Origin of the sequence: Bacillus sp. PK3_68 (genome assembly GCF_003600835.1) — a bacterium.
In the GTDB taxonomy this organism is placed as follows: domain Bacteria; phylum Bacillota; class Bacilli; order Bacillales; family Domibacillaceae; genus Pseudobacillus.
Genome location: NZ_NQYC01000001.1, coordinates 2,101,676 through 2,120,630, shown reverse-complemented (window position 1 = coordinate 2,120,630; position 18,955 = coordinate 2,101,676). Strand labels below are relative to the sequence as shown.

General features: G+C 39.0%; 15 protein-coding genes and 1 pseudogene. 10 read left to right on the top strand and 6 right to left on the bottom strand.

The annotated features are described in order from the left end of the window. Positions 1–2: 2 nt before the first annotated feature. From CJ483_RS11020 to fliS (CJ483_RS11000), 5 genes and pseudogenes are all read left to right on the top strand, one after another. A complete protein-coding gene (locus CJ483_RS11020) occupies positions 3–1,046 on the top strand; it encodes an N-acetylneuraminate synthase family protein (protein ID WP_120034880.1) in 1,044 nt (347 codons plus the stop codon). Further along, the gene (gene neuC / locus CJ483_RS11015) at positions 1,047–2,198 is read left to right on the top strand and encodes a UDP-N-acetylglucosamine 2-epimerase (protein WP_120034879.1); all 1,152 of its coding nucleotides are present in this window, start codon (positions 1,047–1,049) and stop codon (positions 2,196–2,198) included. It abuts the gene before it with no gap. A 77-nt stretch (positions 2,199–2,275) separates the two neighbouring features. After that, positions 2,276–2,890 carry an acylneuraminate cytidylyltransferase family protein gene (locus CJ483_RS11010; RefSeq protein WP_342754549.1) on the top strand — a complete coding sequence of 205 codons (615 nt, stop codon included), beginning with the start codon at positions 2,276–2,278 and terminating at the stop codon, positions 2,888–2,890. An 817-nt stretch (positions 2,891–3,707) separates the two neighbouring features. Next, positions 3,708–5,795: a flagellar filament capping protein FliD gene (gene fliD, locus CJ483_RS11005; protein ID WP_259455617.1), complete on the top strand. Its 2,088-nt coding sequence runs from the start codon at positions 3,708–3,710 to the stop codon at positions 5,793–5,795. A 37-nt stretch (positions 5,796–5,832) separates the two neighbouring features. After that, positions 5,833–6,233, top strand: a pseudogene (gene fliS / locus CJ483_RS11000) (flagellar export chaperone FliS). Positions 6,234–6,351: 118 nt separating this feature from the next. On the opposite strand, the gene CJ483_RS10995 reads toward fliS (CJ483_RS11000), so the two are convergent. Continuing rightward, positions 6,352–7,161: a flagellin N-terminal helical domain-containing protein gene (locus CJ483_RS10995; RefSeq protein WP_120034877.1), complete on the bottom strand. Its 810-nt coding sequence runs from the start codon at positions 7,159–7,161 to the stop codon at positions 6,352–6,354. Positions 7,162–7,285: 124 nt separating this feature from the next. On the opposite strand from CJ483_RS10995, the gene fliS (CJ483_RS10990) reads away from it, so the two are divergent. After that, positions 7,286–7,684 carry a flagellar export chaperone FliS gene (gene fliS, locus CJ483_RS10990; protein WP_120034875.1) on the top strand — a complete coding sequence of 133 codons (399 nt, stop codon included), beginning with the start codon at positions 7,286–7,288 and terminating at the stop codon, positions 7,682–7,684. A gap of 34 nt (positions 7,685–7,718) precedes the next feature. Here fliS (CJ483_RS10990) and CJ483_RS10985 read toward each other — a convergent pair whose 3' ends face one another. Next, positions 7,719–7,898, bottom strand: a complete 180-nt coding sequence (locus CJ483_RS10985) for a hypothetical protein (RefSeq protein WP_120034872.1) — start codon at positions 7,896–7,898, stop codon at positions 7,719–7,721. Between the two features lie 549 nt (positions 7,899–8,447). Between CJ483_RS10985 and CJ483_RS10980 the strand changes: the two genes are divergently transcribed. Further along, positions 8,448–9,209 carry an IclR family transcriptional regulator gene (locus tag CJ483_RS10980; RefSeq protein WP_120034870.1) on the top strand — a complete coding sequence of 254 codons (762 nt, stop codon included), beginning with the start codon at positions 8,448–8,450 and terminating at the stop codon, positions 9,207–9,209. A gap of 53 nt (positions 9,210–9,262) precedes the next feature. Here CJ483_RS10980 and CJ483_RS10975 read toward each other — a convergent pair whose 3' ends face one another. The 3 genes from CJ483_RS10975 to CJ483_RS10965 form a co-directional block, all read right to left on the bottom strand. Next, a complete protein-coding gene (locus CJ483_RS10975; protein WP_220702327.1) occupies positions 9,263–10,537 on the bottom strand; it encodes a dicarboxylate/amino acid:cation symporter in 1,275 nt (424 codons plus the stop codon). Positions 10,538–10,862: 325 nt separating this feature from the next. Further along, a complete protein-coding gene (locus tag CJ483_RS10970; protein ID WP_120034868.1) occupies positions 10,863–12,545 on the bottom strand; it encodes a thiamine pyrophosphate-dependent enzyme in 1,683 nt (560 codons plus the stop codon). Beyond that, the gene (locus CJ483_RS10965; RefSeq protein WP_120034865.1) at positions 12,545–13,717 is read right to left on the bottom strand and encodes an LL-diaminopimelate aminotransferase; all 1,173 of its coding nucleotides are present in this window, start codon (positions 13,715–13,717) and stop codon (positions 12,545–12,547) included. The genes CJ483_RS10970 and CJ483_RS10965 overlap by 1 nt, the downstream gene beginning before the upstream one ends. A gap of 472 nt (positions 13,718–14,189) precedes the next feature. On the opposite strand from CJ483_RS10965, the gene CJ483_RS10960 reads away from it, so the two are divergent. The 3 genes from CJ483_RS10960 (at position 14,190) to CJ483_RS10950 (ending at position 17,061) form a co-directional block, all read left to right on the top strand. Beyond that, positions 14,190–15,374, top strand: coding sequence for an S-layer homology domain-containing protein (locus tag CJ483_RS10960; RefSeq protein ID WP_120034863.1), 1,185 nt, complete (start codon positions 14,190–14,192; stop codon positions 15,372–15,374). 348 nt (positions 15,375–15,722) lie between these two features. Further along, a complete protein-coding gene (locus CJ483_RS10955) occupies positions 15,723–15,923 on the top strand; it encodes a YjfB family protein (RefSeq protein ID WP_120034861.1) in 201 nt (66 codons plus the stop codon). Positions 15,924–16,440: 517 nt separating this feature from the next. Beyond that, positions 16,441–17,061, top strand: a complete 621-nt coding sequence (locus tag CJ483_RS10950) for a DUF3298 and DUF4163 domain-containing protein (RefSeq protein WP_120034859.1) — start codon at positions 16,441–16,443, stop codon at positions 17,059–17,061. A 221-nt stretch (positions 17,062–17,282) separates the two neighbouring features. On the opposite strand, the gene CJ483_RS10945 is transcribed toward CJ483_RS10950, so the two are convergent. Continuing rightward, the gene (locus tag CJ483_RS10945; protein WP_120034856.1) at positions 17,283–18,641 is read right to left on the bottom strand and encodes an IS1182 family transposase; all 1,359 of its coding nucleotides are present in this window, start codon (positions 18,639–18,641) and stop codon (positions 17,283–17,285) included. Positions 18,642–18,955: the final 314 nt, after the last annotated feature.

Sequence of the window (18,955 nt, the reverse complement as noted above, 5' to 3'; positions counted from 1 at the left end):
TTATGAGTAATGTTATTACAATACGTGGAAGAAAAATAGGAGTAGATTATAAACCTCTTGTTATACCTGAAATTGGTATCAATCATGAAGGAGATATGAAAAAAGCTATTCAGATGGTGAATGATGCATATGAAGCTGGAGCAGAGATTGTGAAATTCCAATCTCATATCATTGAAGATGAAATGATCCCAGCTGCAGGTAATGTAATCCCCGGGAACGCCAAAGAGTCCATATTAGAAATTATGTCTAGGTGCGCTTTGACATTGGAGGAAGAGAAAGAATTAAAACAATACGTAGAAAGTAAAGGCATGATATTTTTAAGCACACCTTTTTCTAGAGCGGCGGCTAATCATTTAGAGTCACTCGATGTTGATGCATATAAGATAGGTTCTGGTGAATGTAATAACTATCCGTTAATTGATCATATTGCTTCCTTTGGTAAACCTATCATTCTTAGTACCGGTATGAATTCCATCGAGTCGATAAAGAAATCGGTTGAAATATTAGAGAAACACAATGTTCAATATGCCTTATTACATTGTGTCTCTATGTACCCTACGCCATATGATAAGGTAAAACTTGGTGCTATTCGTGATTTAGAACAGAACTTTCCGAATGCAGTGCTAGGGTTGAGTGATCATTCAATAGGTAACTATACCTGTTTTGGAGCTGTACCATACGGGGCAAGAATACTAGAAAAACACTTTACTTCGAATAAAAATTGGCCAGGCCCAGATGTACCAATTTCATTAAACCCTGTTGAGCTTGAGGATTTAATCAAGGGAACAGAAGCTATTTGGCAATCTCTTGGCGGAAGTAAAGAAATACAGCGGGAGGAGAAAGTAACGATTGACTTTGCTTATGCTTGTGTTGTTTCTATTAAGCCAATTAAAAAGGGGGATAAGCTCTCTAAGGATAATATCTGGGTGAAGCGTCCAGGAACTGGTGAAATCAAGGCTGGGGATTTTGAGAGAATATTAGGTCAAACAGCTATGGAGAATATTCCTGTGGATACTCAACTTTCATGGAATATGGTGAGTAAATAAATGAAATCTAGAAAAGTAGTATTCTTAACTGGAACTCGCGCAGATTATGGAAAATCAAAATCATTGATGTGCGAAATAAAAAGGCATAAAGAATTTGAGCTTCATATTTTTGTTACAGGTATGCACATGCTTTCAAAATATGGATCAACTTATATGGAAGTAGAAAAAGATGGGTTTGATAACATTTATAAGTTTGTTAATACAAAGATTAATCAAGGAATGGATATCACTCTCAGTAATACAATCCTTGGCTTCAGCAATTATGTGTCTGAGTATCAACCGGATTTAATTGTTGTTCATGGTGACCGAGTAGAAGCTTTGGCTGGTGCGATTGTCGGAGCCTTAAATAATATTAAAGTCGCTCATATAGAGGGTGGAGAAGTTTCAGGAACGATAGATGAATCAATTAGACATGCTATTACTAAATTTGCACATATTCATCTTGTATCTAATGAGGAAGCAAAAAAGAGAATCATTCAGCTTGGTGAAAGAGAAGATTCTGTTTTTGTAATAGGGTCACCCGATATTGACATTATGTTTAGTGATTTCTTGCCTACACTTGAAGAAGTCAAGGAACATTATGATATTGAATTCGAAGAATATGGGATTTTGATGTATCATCCTGTTACTACCGAATTGGATAAACTTAAAAAAAATGTTTCGGAAGTTGTAGATGCTGTGATTAACTCAGAAAAAAACTATATTGTTGTTTATCCAAATAATGATGAAGGAAGCAACACTATTTTGGATGAGTTTGAAAGGTTTAAAGACAACAAGAAATTTAAGTGTTTTCCCTCAATTCGTTTTGAATCATTTTTAACTCTGCTTAAATACAGTCTATTTATGATTGGGAATTCCAGTGCAGGAATTCGAGAAGCAAGCGTTTATGGAATTCCTTCTATCGATATAGGAAGTAGACAGGAAGGAAGATACGACCCTTTGCTATCAAAGAGTATTGTGCATGTTAATGAAGACAGCAACGAAATCTGTAAAGTTATTAAAAAAATTAAATTTAATAAAAGTGAACAATATTCTCTCTATGGAAAGGGAAAGAGTTTTATTGAGTTTATGAAAGTAATGAACAACGAAGATATTTGGATAAAGAATTTTCAGAAGAAGTTTATCCCATTTATTTCTCAAACTCAAGGGTGATTATGCATGTATAAAGGTAAAAGATTTCTTGCGATTATACCTGCACGTGGAGGAAGTAAAGGTATACCTAAAAAAATATTTATAAAATCAATGGGAAGCCTCTAATTTATTACTCTATTCATGAAGCTCTAAAATCAAATTTTTTGGATAGAGTAATAGTTTCTACTGATAGTGAAGAAATCGCTCAAGTATCTAAATTTTATGGAGCTGAGGTCCCTTTTATAAGACCATTAGAATTAGCGACAGATACATCAAAAACAATTGATGTCTTATTACATGCTATTGAGCAATGTAGAAATAAAAACGATAATTACGATTATTTAGTTTTATTACAGCCGACGCAACCTCTAAGAAAAAGTTTTCACATTGATAAAGCAATTAAAAAAATTGTTGATTGTCATCAAAAGTCGTTAGTAAGTGTTTCAAAAGTAAAAGAACATCCAATCTTAATGCGTACTATTTCAAAAGAGGGTTTTCTTGAAAACATACTAAATATTGACAGTACCGTAAGAAGACAAGACTTCCCGGATTTTTATAAGGTTAACGGAGCGATTTATATAAATAAGATTGATGATCGCTTTACCTCTAAAACTAGTTTAAATGATAATAATTTCCCCTTTATAATGGATGAGAAATATGATCTAGATATTGATACTTTTGAAGATATTGAACAATTTAAACTGAGGAGTTAGCCTGTTTTTTATAATTTTAAAAATATCAAATGTAAAGGGGGAATAATTTTGGAAAATATAGCCTTGTGTACTATTATGTCTCTAATTCTGATTGGAAGGGAATTGTACCACTAAAACCGGAAGATTTTATAAAACAAATTGAATGGTTGGCTTGCAATTATAATATAGTAAGTCTAGAAGAGTTAAAAAAACAAGAGGAAAAGAAATAAATTTTTAAATGGTAGAAAAACAGAAATATTTAAGTGACAAGGGACAATAAAAAGGAAAAGTGGCTAGATACACAAAGTATTTTAATCGCACCGATTAAAATACATATGCTTGAGTTTTGTTGAAGTTATCGATATAGGACTAAGTTAGGAGTAGTTAAAAGAATCTAAGAAGTGTACAAAAAAGATAATTAAAAGAAGTTTTTGTAAGGGATCTTTTAAAATCGATTTTATCTTTTCTAAAAAGCAGAGAATACTCTCTGCTTTTTTATTGAATTTCTTTTTATGTCATTAAGAAATTTTTTCCTAAACCGATATAATAGATAGCTACGAAAACAACAAGAATCCAATACAAGGATTGATAGATACGTCTATGCTGTTTAATTATCTTGAGATGTAAAGGTTTCAGAGAAGTAGATAAAGAAACAGAAGTGGGAAAGTCAGTGACTGATACTTGTAATAGACTTAAGATCATATGAAAAGAGTACAAATACTAACTGTAGCTAACATAAAAATTGAAGAATCTAAAAAGATTTAATTGTGGAAAATAATGGATATATAATAAAGAGTATTAAAAATAGTACATAGAAGGATTTAAGGAGTGAGTTAAAATGGCTATGCGTATTAGTGGTTTGGCTAGCGGTATGGATACCGAGTCAATTGTAAAGGATTTGATGAAGGCGGAAAGAATGCCGCTTGATAAATTAAAGCAGAAAAGACAATTGCTTCAATGGCAGCGTGATGACTATCGGGCAATGAATACGTTGCTTCTAGATTTTCGAAGCGAATTAACCAAGATGAAGCTATCTTCTACTTACCGTTCTAGAACAACTTCCTCAACGAACGAAGCATTGGTCAGTGCTGTAGCAAGCAGTGGAGCCGAGAAAGCTTCCCATACCATTTCTAGTGTACGGCAACTAGCCGGTTCCGAAAGAATTTTGAATGGAGGATCAGTTACCCTTGATCCTGCCAAGGGCTTATTTGGTCAGTCAAGCGTCCCAGATGCTACATGGAGACAGGGGGCCATTGAAACGAAATCAATTGTAGCTGATGGGGTTACAAAAGACTTTTCTGTAGGAGTGCCAGCAGAAAATCTTCAAGATTTTTCTTCCTGGAGTGTAAAAGTAAATGGTAAAGGCTATAAGGTGGTCGATAGCGCTACTTGGAATGACACGACAATAAATAATGACAATAACGTTTTTATTGATACAAATGGAGTCGTTCATTTTAAACAAAATGTAGCTCAGGATAGTTCTGTACGAATCGACTACATTGCTAAAACTAAAACAGATACAGCAACGTTAGCTTATAACTCTAAATCTATTCAACTCTCGAAGGGGTCTGTAGATACAGTTAGTTCTTTTGTTCTTAAGAAAGATGGAGCCGTGGCGCAAGCATATGATGTAGATGCTAATGGAAATGTATTTAAAAAAGACAGCACAGATCAAGTAGGAACGTTAGATAAGCAAACCGGTAAAGTTAGTTTTATTGATGGTAAGATAGACTTACCGCCTAATCCGGAGGATCTTCCTGCCGGAACAGAAGGTCCTAAATTTACCATGGAGGTTACTTACAATCAAAATTACACAACATTTAGTCTAGATACTTCTACTTCCAAAGGTGCCATGCACGAGAATTTCCTTGTACAGGGCAATGAATCAATTAACCAACTAAGCAATCGAGTGAATGGATCGAATGTTGGAGTGACACTGTTTTATGACCAGCAGTCGGGAAAAATGACGCTGAATCGTACGGAAACAGGGAAGTTTGCGTCGAGTGGCAATGATATTGTTACAAACGGTTCACTGATCAATGATGTATTTAAATTTGGATCTAATACGACTGTAACGTCTGGTCAGGATGCCATCTTAACGATAAATGGGATTGATACTACACGCAAGTCAAATACTTTTGAGATGAATGGCGTAACATTTACGCTAAAACAAACCTTTAACACCGATCCGAGCAACCCGACGACAACCCCTGTTGGTGTTAATATCAACAATGATAGTACTCAAGTGTTTGATAATATTGTTAAGTTTGTTAATAAGTATAATGAATTAATTGATAAAATCCAGAAGAAAACGGGTGAGGAAAAGTACAGAAGTTACGCACCGCTCACTGATGAACAACGTGAGTCTCTTTCTGATAAGCAACAAGAACAGTGGGAAGAAAAAGCTAAGAGCGGTTTGCTGCGGAGAGATCCTATCCTATCTAGTGTTTTGAGTGATATGCGTATGGACTTTTATCAGCCAGTCAGCAATGATAATGTTTCTGGTTTATATAATCAGTTATCAAAAATAGGAATTACTACTACAAATGATTACACATCAGGCGGAAAGCTTACTATCGATGAAACGAAGTTAAAGAAGGCATTAGAGGAAGATCCTCAGTCTGTGGAAAGCTTGTTTACGGGTGAGGGGGCTACAGAAGCTCAACAAGGAATCATACATCGGCTGTATGACTCAGTCTCTAAAACAATGAATAAGATAAATGATAAAGCGGGTGCTTCGTACTATACAACGAAAATGTATTCGATGGGGCAACAACTAGATGACATGGAAAATAGAATTGACCGATTTGAAGACCGAATGAAACAAGTCGAAGACCGTTACTGGCGTCAGTTCACTGCCATGGAAAAAGCCATTCAGCGAGCGAATGCGCAATCAGCCCAAATGCTGCAAAGCTTTGGTGGATAAGTTTAAGAAAGCAATTACTTAAAGGAGTGTCTCTTTAATGGCCATCAATAATCCTTACAAGTCTTATCAGAATAACTCGGTAACTACTGCTTCTCCTGGTGAATTGACGTTAATGCTATATAATGGCTGCATTAAGTTTATTCATCAAGCTAAGCAGGCTTTGGAAGATAAGAACTATCATGAAAAAATATTAATATTCAAAAAGCGCAAAGCATTGTTCAAGAGCTTATGGTTACGTTAAACATGGATTATGAAATAGCTAATAATATGATGTCATTGTACGATTATATGAAACGCCGTTTAATTGAAGCAAATATCAAAAATGATGGAGCCATTTTACTAGAGGTGGAAGAATTAGCAACAGAATTTCGAGATACTTGGAAGCAAGTCATCCAAATTAATCGCCAGCAAAAGTACGGTCAAACTGAAAGAGTCTAATTAAGGTTGCACACCACTGAATGAAATATCCAAAAAAAGTTTTATTTTATTGTATGTTTCAGTCATTGTACATTTAGCATAATCAAAGGCTGGCCTCCATATGGAGACCAGCCTTTGATCAATGAAATAACTTAATGATGTCTTTTGTATTGGTATCTACACTAGAAATTAATAACTTATCGCTATTCTGTCGAATATTCAGACTGACAAATTGCAGTGTCTCTTTTGCGATATCCGCATCTTGGATCATTGATAAAGATTTCGTTAAATTGGATTCAAGCAAGAAGGAGTTCGTTATATGGTGTTCAAGCGCCTCGTATTCTGATCCAATCTTAGTTAAATGTGTATTTACTTTTTCTATTGCTTGATCTACTTTCACAAGTAATTGTTCTGCTTGCAATTGGCTCTCTAAAGACACACCATCTAATCCCAGTGCTGTTGTACTTGTATCAACTAAATTAATGGAAAGAGATTGACCGGCATGGGCGCCAATTTGTAAGGATAAGGATGTATCTTTACTAAGGATTTTCTGTGTATTAAACTGCAGCTTTTCTGCTGTATCATTAATACTTTCCATTAGCTGTTCTAGTTCAAGCTGATTGGCTTCGCGGTCACTAGTCGTCAATGTATCATTAGCGCTTGAAACGCTAAGCTCCCGAACCCTCTGTAACAAGCTATTTACGTGATTAAGCCCGCCATCGGCTGCTTGGAGTACTGATAATCCGTCCTGCATATTGCGTTGCGCCTGAGAAGTGCCCCTGACTTGTGCACGCATAGTTTCAGAAACGGCTAATCCACCTGCATTATCGCTTGCTCGTTTAATAGCTAACCCTGAGGAGAGCTTCTCCATTGTTTTTTGCATCTGTGTTTCGTTTTGCTTCAACCGATTTGCAGTAGAAGCAATCACTGGACTATTATAAATCTTCACGTTTCCACTCCTTTCTAAAAAGTTGGTTCAATTTTTATATCGTCTAATCTCTGCTTATGTAAAGCTTATTATTCGAACCAAACAGCCGGTATAACCTAATACAGTAAATGTCAGAGGTGTTTCAATGGATCATGTGAAAGCTGGAGCTCTATATAACAACATCAAATTTATAACTTTATTGCCGGATGAATTAGTAGTTCTATTAATTGAGGAATGTATAAAGGCGGTTGAAGGGGGAAAAACAGCTCTTTTGGCTAATGACTTTATTGAAAAAAGCAATAGCCTAATTAAGGCGCAGCAGATTATTTTAGAACTCGTTGTCATTATTAATAGAGAACATAAAAGGGCAAACCACTTTATCAACCTATATGATTATATAAATCGTAAATTAATTGAGGCTAATTTAAAAAATAAGGAAAAAATTTTAGAGGAGATTAAAGAGTACTTAATTGAATTGGAGCAAGCCTGGAAAGAAGCAGTGAAGAGTAGGAGAATAAGAGAGTATAATAACAATTTGATCTAGCAAGACACCTTTGAGGTTCCTCAAAGGTGTCTTGCTAGATTTTAATATCTATAAACTGGGAAAATGGAGAAGGCTGCTGCAGCTCACGTACTTTCTTTGCTGGATCTGACACAACATCCTGAATTTTCTCGTTTATTACTTTCTCCGCAATTTGTTTGCTAATGACCACAAACTGTGACACTGGCCCTTCTCCAACGCCGCCAATAACACTCATAATGATCCCTCCTAATATTTACAACAATGTATATATTCTCCTTATAAGACTTTTTTCCTGCTTTGTAGATCATATATTTTCTAAAGAAAAGCTTTTTGCCATTACAAACTACTGCTCATCATCAGGTTCTTGTGTTTCAGTTCAATCAAAGCCTGATCAGTGGAATGGATAGTTAATCTTCTTCGGGGCCCTTCTTTTTCAATTGTCGCGCTAGCTATCCCTCGGCAACAATCCCCATAATAATACAGAAAATCTTTTGATCGTCTAATTGTCTTTCCTTCTCCGTGATCTTCAGCTAGTGAAGGAGTGTGACACATTTAGCTAACCTCTCTTGGAAGCTATGGGCTTGAATGGCTGTAGTTTGTCCTTTTGTTCATGGTGTCTCTGTACATATCGTATCAAACAACGATGCAGGTAAATAAGCCAAGAGCGAATCGTTCTAGATTTTTTCCTCGGGTAAGTATTAACCATATAAATACTATCCTGCATGGTATAATAGGGATAAAAACATTGGTGAGGTTCAACGGAGTAAACTGAAGGAGGGACATAATGAATCAGAGCGTAGTGAAGGCTTTGAAGCTGCTGGATCTTTTTTTAGATGGCCAAACTGAATTGACGCTGAGTGAAATAGCTGAGAAAGCCGCCATGCCCAAGCCGACTGCTTTTCGCTTTCTTGCTTCTTTAGAAACATGCGGCATGTTAGTAAAATCGAAAAACACAGGCCAAGATGTACGTTATCGCTTAGGGCTGAAGCTGTTGGAATTAGGTAATATCGTAGCGGAACAATTGGAGATCCGAACGATTGCCAAACCGTGGATGCAAGAGCTGTGTAAGGAACTAAACGAAGATGTTCATTTAGTTATATTGGACGGCGATGAGGCGGTTTATATCGAAAAAATCGAAAGTAATCAAAAGGTTCGATTACATACTCATGTAGGAAAGCGTTCAAGTATTTACATAGGATCGGGGCCAAAGCTATTACTAGCTTTTCTGCCACCGGAACAACAAAGCAGTCTCATTTCCCGCATAAAGTTAGAGGACAATGCGGATAGTCTGATTCAATCAGAGGAAGCATTGTACAAGCACCTAGAACAAATCAAAGATCAGGGATACTCGATTAGTTTGGGGGAACAGGAGCGGGAAACGATTGGCATTTCTTATCCTATTCGTAATTATTCGAAGGAAGTGATTGCTGCTTTGAGCGTAAGCGGTCCCGTTAGCAGAATTGACAAGGAGCTCCAAAAAGAAATTCAGAAAAAGACAAAAGAAACGGCTTTGAATATCTCAAAAGCGCTTGGCTATATTGGATAATAAAGACAATAAATGGCCAGCGGCTAATTAGCCGCTGGCCATTATGTGTTTCCTTACTTGCTTATCGTTTTGACGGTTATGTCGGCTATTGGTTCGTTATAGTCACTATGCTTTTGCTCACTCTTATCAACCACGGCAGCTCCAACGATATCTCCGGTTACATTACAGGTAGTAAAAACCATATCCGTGATAACATTGACTCCGGCTGTCAGGCCGACAATTTCAATAGGGAGACCGGCCTGTGTGAATACAATCGACATCCCGATTAATCCAGCTCCAGGCACACCAGCTGTTCCAACTGCCGCCAATGTTCCTGTTAAAATAATGCCGATAATGGTGCCCAGGCTTAAATCGTAGCCAACAATTTCAGCAGCGAATATCACGCCCACACCGAAGTGAATGGCCGATCCGTTCATGTTCACGGTAGCACCAACAGGTAAAGTAAAGTCTGCTACACGGTCACTAATGCCGGCTTTTTTGGCTGCTTTAAGAGTAACTGGAAGAGTGCCTAGACTGCTGCATGTTACGAAAGCGGTTAACAAGGCTTCACGAACATTCTTGAAAAATCGCAGAACCGGTACTCTAAAGAGCAAGAGGATCAATGGGAAGACAATAAACATTTGTACGCCGACACCGACATAAGAAGCAAGAACGTATTTTCCAAGAGATTGCAACGTATCGAAACCTTGATTCCCTATTGCATTCGCTGTAATGCCGAGCACTCCAATAGGAGCGTATTGAAGTATGCCGTTCAGAATTCGAAAGGTTACTTCACTGCCGGCCTCAGAAAATTTTAATAATAATTCTCCTTGATCTTTCATTTTTTGGTCTTTGGCGTGGCGCATAAATGAAATAGCAAAACCAACAATCAATGCAAGAAATACGACACTCAAGATATCGCCGTTAGCGAGGGACTGAAAAACATTAGACGGAACGATATTAAGAAAAACTTCAACCGCCGATGGAGCTTCAGGGACTTCGAAATTTTCATTTCCCGGCATGCTGAGCCCCATGCCTGGCTTAATCAGCTTAGCAATCCAAATACCTAACAATAAGGAAACGGCAGTCGTAATCAAATAGTAAGGAAAGATTTTTCCGCCAATTCTTCCTAATTCTTTCGGATTAGAATGGTTAACAGATACAATTAAAGTTAACAAAATGAGCGGAACAACGACCATTTTAAGAAGATTAAGAAAGAGTGTTCCGAATGGAGCCAGCACACTGGCTGACGGACCGAATGCTAATCCTACGATAATACCAAGAATAAAGCCGGTTGTGATTTTTAAAATAAATGATTTCTTTTTATACCAATTCCAGAATTGAATCACCGTATATTCCTCCTAAATTACCTTATTGGGTGCCTGCAGGTATTATGTCAGTTTCATAGAAGAGAGGGGAAAGCGCATGACTTTTATGTATGCGCTTACACAAAGGGCGTTAGCTGCATGAAAATATTTTAAGCTTGCCCTACAAATCTTTTATTTCATTATATGAAATGGTGTTTCTTTATTTGTTGTAATAAATTTACCACAGCGACTAAATTTTAGCAAATGTTTTTTGACAATTCTCAACATTTATTATTTTTCTGGACAGCAAGTGGTTTTTAAAAAGCAAAAAATCATTCCTTAAGGGAATGATTTTTTAAAAATGCACTTATTTGTTACGGTCTCTTAATTCTGTAATGGTTTTTGAAACAGATATTTGTTCAGGGTCCATTCTTAATTCCAAAAGAGTAGGGACTTTGTTTTTTACAGCTTTTTGTAGCGCTTCCTTGAGCTGATCTGCTGTTTCAATCAATTCTCCTGAGGCTCCCATTGAATGGGCAAGAAGAACAAAATTAACATTGCCAAGGTCTGTTCCGACTACTTTTTCAGGGTAATGGATTTCTTGATGCATCCGAATGGTTCCGTACATTTGATTGTTATAGACAATGCAAATAACAGGGATTTCATACCGTACAGCGGTTTCCAATTCTTGAATCGTCATCATGGCACCGCCATCACCTGACAAAGATACGACAGGAGAAGAGGGATTAGCCAACTTGGCCCCTATGGCTGCAGGAATTCCATAGCCCATAGCGCCTGAGGTAGGGCCGATATAGGTGTTTGGCTTAGTAAAAATAAAGTAGTTATGGAGCCAAGTAGCAAAGTTTCCGGCATCGTTCGTAAAAATGGTTTCCGAAGGAAGTTCGCTCTGTAAAAGTTTAATCGTTTGCTGGTAAGAAATTGCCGCTTCAGTTTGCTCTTCTATCTTCAATGAAGAATATTTTTCAAAGATCTCATGCCGTTCCTCTGCCCACTCTAATGATTCGGGCTGCGGTGTTATATTTAATGCTGTCAATGCAGATAGCGCTTCTTTCGCATCCGATAAAACGCCTATGGCTGGAGCAAACACCTTACCAATCGTATCTTCACTTATATCAACATGAATTAACTTTTGGTCCTTATTAAATAATGAATAATCTTGAGAGGTAATTTCAGAAAGTCTTGATCCTAATGCTAAAATAACGTCCGCTTGTTTAGCTGTTTCTAATATCGGAGCTGGTGTTCCTAGCCCTAAGTGTCCCGCGTAGAGGCGATGATCGTTCGGGAACACGTCATGGCGCCGGAAAGAAGCCATAACCGGGATACCCGTGGCCTCAGCAAAAGTGATCAATTCTTGCTCGGCGTTTGAACGCACCACTCCGCCTCCGGCGATAATGATAGGCTTCTTTGCCTCCTTGAGTAAAGAGCTTATTTTTTCTAGTTCTGATCTTGAAGGAGCAGGCTTTGGCCGTTCGAGTGATGGAGCAAAGGTCATATCGGCAATATCTCTAAGCATATCCTCGGGCAGAGAGACAACTACCGGACCAGGACGGCCGGATCTTGCCGCTTTAAAGGCACGGCTGACTAATTCAGGAACTCTTGCGGCCTCTCGAATTTCAACGGTCCACTTTGCTATATGGCTAAAAAATTGATCCAGTTCTACTTCCTGAAAGCCTTCACGCCCTCGAAAAGCTGTATGGACTTGACCTAAAAAAACGACCATAGGAGTAGAGTCTTGATAAGCAGTATGAATACCGATCGCTAAATTTGCCCCTCCCACGGCCCTTGTTGCCATCACTATGCCAGGTTCCCCAGTAGCTTTCGCATACCCTTCCGCCATAAAGGAAGCCCCTCCCTCATGACGGCAGGAAATGAGTTCAATAGAAGGTTCGTCATAGATGGCGTCCATGACTGGCAAGTAACTTTCTCCAGGAACACAAAATACTTTGGACACGCCTTCCTGCTTTAAAGAGGCGACCACGCCTTGACCACCAGATAACTTTTCCATTTTAACAGATTGAGTATTCAGCATTATTTTACCCTCGCTTTCAAATTGGCTATTCTTTTAATCGCTTCATCTAATCGGTCATTGGAGACGGACATGGATATTCTGAAAAAACCTTCTCCAGACGGACCAAATAAATTGCCGGGTGTGATGATAACCCCTGTTTCCATTAACACTTTTTCTGCAAAGGCGGCTGAGGAATACCCGTCGGGAACGGGAGCCCATATAAAAAAGGAACCTTTCGGAAGTTCAACGTCAATGCCAATGGTTCTAAGCGCGTCAACCATTTTTTTCATTCTTTTATAATAGATTTCATTATTTTCTCTTACGCTTGCATGGTCACTCGTTAAAGCGGAAGAAGCTGCTTTTTGAATGGCCATGAACTGGCTCGTATCAATATTGCTCTTTAAATTGGCAAGGGCCTTAATCATCTCTTTATTGCCGACCGCATAGCCAATTCTCCAGCCTGTCATATTATAGCTTTTTGACAGAGAGCCCATTTCAATAGCAATATCTTTAGCACCGGATACTTCTAATATACTGGGAGCTTTATAGCCTCCATAGGTGACTAAAGAATAGGCAGAATCATGAACAACGGCAATTTGATTGTCTCTGCAGAAGGAAACAGCGTGTTCAAATGTGCTTACATCAACCGTAGCGGAGGTAGGATTTCCGGGATAATTTAGAAATAGCAGCTTAGACTGTTCAATATCTTTTTGGCTCAATTTTGTAAAATCCGGCGCGTATTGATTTTCGCGCTCAAGAGGCAAGTTGATCGTATGAACACCAGCTAAATAAGCGGACGTTCGATATGCAGGATAACCGGGATCAGGCACTAAGACAGATTCTCCCGGATTTACTACTGCCGGGATGATGTTAGCAATCCCTTCTTTAGAGCCGATAAGTGCTAACACCTCTGTATCAGGATCGAGGCTGACTCCATACGTCATTGAATAGAATGCGGCAACCGCTTCCCGGTATTCTGGAATTCCGGCATACGGAGAGTACTTTCCGTTTTGGGGATTGCTTAATTCTTCTTTTAGCGTCTCGATAACGAAAGAAGGAGTCGGAAGATCAGGCGCTCCGATTCCTAAATCAATAACATCAATGCCTTGATCTGATAATTCCTTTTTCTTTTTATCAATCGAAGAAAAAAAGTAAGGAGGTAACTGTTGAATTTTATTAGATGTGAAAGACATAGAACACCCTTCCTTAGAAAATATTTAACAAATAAAGAAACGTTTCATTATTAGAAATAAAGTTTTGTATAATGAAATTATAAAGCTTGATTTTAAAATATTCAATTAATTTTTTGAGAGTAGAGTTAGAACAATTTCTTGCTTAGTTAATTAGTAAAAGGTTGTAAAAAGGAAGCCCGCATATTATCTAACTGTCTAAGAGTCATTTTATCTTCAAATTCTTAAATTTCGTGCTGGTTCAATAACTTGAATGAACATAAAGAAATGAAGTCATTTCCTTTCGACAAGATAGGACAGACTGCTCGATATGGCTCATTTATAATAATAAGATCCATGAAGCTATTTATTTAAAAAGATGCAGGCATGAGCAGAAGACAAAAAAGCAGAGAGCATTATAGTGTGAAACAGCGGCTGGAATTCTTTTTTGTTAGAGTGTAATTATTACAAAATTTAAGAGAGAGGCGGGGGAAAGATGACTTTTAGAAAAAGAGTACAGGCTGTCTTTATGGCCGTTTTGCTTCTAGGTTGTATCCCAACTTTAAGCACGAAGGCTGCTAGTTATTCAGATGTGCCGGCTACTCACTGGAGTGCGAAGGAAGTAGGTTACTTAAGTGACTTAGGCATATTAAAAGGAGGCTCCAATGGCAAGTTTAATAAGGATGCACCAGTTACGCGAGCACAGGCGGCCGCTATTTTAGTTCGTGCAAAGAAGCTTCCATTAGTAAATGTGCCAAATCCGGGTTTTAAGGATGTGCCTGCTTCTCATCCGTTCTATAAAGAGATTGCCGCGGCCGTACATGCAGGCTGGTTTTCGAAAGCCGTGAATTTTAACCCGAATGGAAAATTGAAGCGTGTAGAAATGGCGAAAATCACGACGGATGCTTTTTCTCTAAAAGGATCGTTGCCGGTGGAATGGGAAGATATGACAAGGGCGTATTGGGGGACTCCGTATGTCACGCCACTCGTAGCAAATGGGATTACTTCCGGTTATACGGCTACGAAATACAATCCATCAGGGGTCGTTACACGTGCACAGTTCGCCGTGTTCATTGCCCGGGCGTTGAACGAGAAATTTAGAATTAGCGTGGTCTCTTACCCTAAAAAGGCAGCGCAAGGAATATTTTATCCGCAATTTAAAGATACGGCAGGTGCTCATGATTTTGGCTTTTTAAATAACGAATACGCAAAAATAGGAAGAAATCTCGTAAGTATCCGCAAAGAAATCATGGATCTTGCCCGAGAAGATCATTCGTTGGGAAAATACTATGAATATGTGGTGTCTTATAAGGTGGCTCGCGCCGATGCCAATTATACGAGTGTTGTATTCGAAAGCTATGAATATACAGGCGGCGCACACGGGTATGAACAGCTCTTTTCTTACAATTATGATGTGAAGAATAGCCGTTTTATATCGCTGGATCATCTTGCGGAAAAATCAAATTATGAACGCGCGGTGATTGACCGGATCAATGCCCAAGCCTATGCGTTACACAATCAGGGACGCATTTATTGGGAGGGGCTTGACAGTTTGGCTGAGCATAAAAAGCAATTTTACATGACCACTGCAGGATTTGTCGTCTACTTTAACCCTTATGAATATGGCCCGTATTCAAATGGCATTAGAGAATTTACCCTGCCGTATTCTTTGATCCGCTGATTGGTTGTAAAGTGCTTCTGTTTAGCCCGCCTTTTATAACGGCGGGTTATTTTATTTGAGATGATATACTTCTCGATCTTTTAAAGGTAAAATAATGAAAAGCAGCAGAAATAGCCAAAGAGCCATTATGCCAAAAGTATAGAGAGAATAGTTGAATACGATCGTGTTCATAAGTTTTCTTTATTAGAAATGAAACAGCTTAGTGGAATAAAAAATTATGTATTAGCTCTGTTCAGTTGATTATTCGTTTTCGCTGCAGACGGGGCACCGGGACTCGCCGCCTTCCGCTGCAATCAACGATTGAAAAATAACATAGAGCCTATTTATTAGAAAAAGAGAGGTGTTTTTATGGATATAGCGTTGATGTCAATGGCATTAGGACAAGGGAAAGTTCAGCGGCAGGCTTCTATAGCGGTGATGAAGATGGCAATGGGAGGGGCGAAACAGCAGGGAGAAGCCCTTCAAAAATTAATGGAGACAGCTGATGTGGCAGCTATTCAACATGCTGCCCAGCCGCATTTAGGAGGCAACATCGACATAAAAGGATAAGAAGAGCTGAATCCTCATGAGCAAAAAGCCATTGAATTCCTCTATTCAATGGTTTTTTGTTTATTTCCCCAAAGAAGTTGGTCTATTCTTTGTGCGGTGATCAACACATCTGTACATTGTCAATTGTGGATATTCAGTCTATTATTCCCAAGAGACAACCCTGAGAAAGAAAAGCCTTTCTTCGGGCGGATTCTTACATATTTTCAAAATAAGTGAAAACGAACGCTCATGATGCCTGGAATCACTTCCGCGAAATTCATAGAATTCCTTGTTTCTTTTAACCATACATGATCGTTTAAAAAACTTAGTGATTTTAAGGGCTTTAGTAAAAATACACAATATGCCCAAAATTACCGGTGTAAGAAGAGGATTCATTCGATAAGTAGGAGGAATATATGATGGGGACTAGCTGAAACTGATCGGGCGAATGACTGAGTTAACCCGAACGTCTTTGTCTGCACACTCTTTCTCCTTTTCAAGAATACTATGCATTAAAACGAGAGAAGGATGAGGAACCTTGCCTACTGCATTACCAGTTGCTGTCCAAACCGTTAAGCTAAGTAGCGGGCCACAGAAAACAGTCTTTTATCCCCAAGTTACCGGCATGAGAAATAAAGAGATTCAAAAAGCAATGAATCGCGCCATTGCTTATCAAACCCAGCAGCTTATCAACCTGCAAGTTGGAAATATGCCGACAACGGTTGAAGAGATGGAGGGCTCCTATGAAATCAAAAACAACCAACGGGAAGTGCTGAGTGTATCGCTTTCTAATTATACGTATCACTTTCATGCGGCTCATGGAATGACATTTATTAAATCGCTGACATTTGATTGGCAAAAAGGAAAGCTTTATCAACTTAAAGACTTGTTTAAGCCCGGAAGTGATTATGTGAAAAGGCTGTCTGACTTAATCCGCATACAAATCCAGCAGCGGGATATCCAACTGCTGAATGACTTTACAGCTATTCAGCCGAATCAAGACTTTTACATTGCCGATAAAGCGCTTATCATTTATTTTCAGCTTTACGAAATCACTCCATATGTTTTCGGCTTCCCGATGTTCCCGATTTCTGTGTATAGCTTACAGGATATTATTGATGAAAATGGCCCGCTCGCACGAATGGCTGTGAATAATTAGCTGGAAAATAAATATTGTCTTTAGCTTGTTTTGCAGCTGTATGATTTTCTTCTGGCGAAATATTTACATGAGCCTCTCCTAAAAAATAGCTGTCTATATAAAATAGACAGCTCAGTTTGTCGACAAAAGGGGTTCGGAATAGTCTTATTCCGAACCCCTTTTGATTTTTCGGTAGTTTTAAAGCCATTCGAGAGAAAGATAGACCTCTCCGAGGTCATCATTTAAGCCATTTCTGGTTCTCGCCAAGTCCAGCTGGCCATTTTCTTGAGATTCATGGCAGCGAAAGTAAGCATCGCTTGCATCGACAATTTTTTAAGTCCTCTTAACGTTGTCCAACGCATGCCATGCTTTTCTTTTGCATCTGCGAATACACGCTCAATCGTTTCTTTTCGCTCCGCATAAATCGCTTTAACTTCTTCGTGGTGGCGAAGATGGTCGGCCTCTTCCATATATTTCTGCCAAATATGGCGTGTCACCACTTTTTGATGATCTCTGCTTTCCGTGCATTTAGCTAAAAAAGGGCAGGAGGTACAAACCTGTTTGGGTGATCTGTATTCACGATAGCCTTCCTTATTCGTCGTTGAGTAATTCAATACTTCCCCTGCCGGACAAAGGTAACAGTCAAAATGTTCATCGTACACATAGTCATGCTTTCTGAAGAAGCCCTCTTTTGTGCGCGGCCGTGTATAAGGCAAGGCAGGTGTCATGCCGTTTTCCATTAAATAACTGGCAATGGCAGGTGTTTTGTAAGCTCCATCTGCACCAACAGCTTTCGGTTTTCCTACCTTTTCTATCACTTTCTCCATTAACGGCTCTAAGATCTGGCTGTCATGTGTGTTGCCTGGTGTGACCATTGTGCCAATTACGAATCCCTTACGGTCTGCGGCCGCGTGAAAGGAATAGGCAAATTGTTTGGTTCGTTCGTCTTTAACGTAGTAGCCACTGTCCGGATCGGTTGTACTTTCCTTGATTTCTTTCGTTTCTTCTTTATCGAACTTATCTGGCGGGAACGGCTTTTTTCCATGATCCTCTCGGTTCTGATTAATCTCTTCTTGGAGGCGTTCCTGATACGCGCGTGTTTCTTTGCGAACCATTTTCTTTTCAAATTTACGCTTATTCGCGCTAGCTTTTACATGAGTGGAATCCACAAAAACGTGCTCCGCACTAATGAGCTTTTTCTCGGCAGCTATTTTTAAGATACGATAGAAGATCTGTTCAAACAGGTCGGTATCTTTAAAGCGACGCTCGTAGTTCTTACCGAAGGTAGAGAAATGCGGCACTTTATCATGGAATCCATAACCGAGAAACCAGCGGTAGGCCATATTCGTTTCCACTTCCTCGATCGTCTTGCGCATGGATCGAATGCCAAAGGCATATTGGATAAATGTTAGTTTAATTAAAATAATTGGATCAATGCTTGGGCGGCCCACTTCCGCGTACAATCCTTCCACCAAGTCATAAATAAAAGAGAAATCCATTGCTGCCTCCATTTTACGGACCAGGTGATTCTCTGGTACAAGCTGGTCTAGAGCGATCATTTCTATTTGATTCCGTTGGATTGGATTGTTTTTCGAAAGCACCTTTCTCACCTCAAGCGTTTGATCTATTTATTTTAAAACAGGTATGGTTGTACGACTACTCTAACTTTGTAACCCCTGTTGATTGAAATGGATGGCGCAAAGACTCCTGCGGGATCAGCGGGACAGGTGAGACCCCGCAGGCGCTTTCGCGGCGAGGAGGCTCACCGCCCGCCCCGCGGAAAGCGAAGCGCCTGGAATGGAAATCAACAGCCCCCATTCACAAGCAAAATAAAAAGGACTGTAGACAAACTCTAGAATTTCATTGAGTTTGTCTACAGTCTGAGCTGTCTATATAAAATAGACAGCTATTTTTA

Bases quoted from the DNA above. Each gene is read 5' to 3' on its own strand.
- CJ483_RS11020 (WP_120034880.1), top strand. From the start codon at position 3: ATGAGTAATGTTATTACAATACGTGGAAGAAAAATAGGAGTAGATTAT.
- neuC (WP_120034879.1), top strand. From the start codon at position 1,047: ATGAAATCTAGAAAAGTAGTATTCTTAACTGGAACTCGCGCAGATTAT.
- fliD (WP_259455617.1), top strand. From the start codon at position 3,708: ATGGCTATGCGTATTAGTGGTTTGGCTAGCGGTATGGATACCGAGTCA.
- fliS (WP_120034875.1), top strand. From the start codon at position 7,286: ATGGATCATGTGAAAGCTGGAGCTCTATATAACAACATCAAATTTATA.
- CJ483_RS10985 (WP_120034872.1), bottom strand. From the start codon at position 7,898: ATGAGTGTTATTGGCGGCGTTGGAGAAGGGCCAGTGTCACAGTTTGTG.
- CJ483_RS10980 (WP_120034870.1), top strand. From the start codon at position 8,448: ATGAATCAGAGCGTAGTGAAGGCTTTGAAGCTGCTGGATCTTTTTTTA.
- CJ483_RS10970 (WP_120034868.1), bottom strand. From the start codon at position 12,545: ATGCTGAATACTCAATCTGTTAAAATGGAAAAGTTATCTGGTGGTCAA.
- CJ483_RS10965 (WP_120034865.1), bottom strand. From the start codon at position 13,717: ATGTCTTTCACATCTAATAAAATTCAACAGTTACCTCCTTACTTTTTT.
- CJ483_RS10960 (WP_120034863.1), top strand. From the start codon at position 14,190: ATGACTTTTAGAAAAAGAGTACAGGCTGTCTTTATGGCCGTTTTGCTT.
- CJ483_RS10955 (WP_120034861.1), top strand. From the start codon at position 15,723: ATGGATATAGCGTTGATGTCAATGGCATTAGGACAAGGGAAAGTTCAG.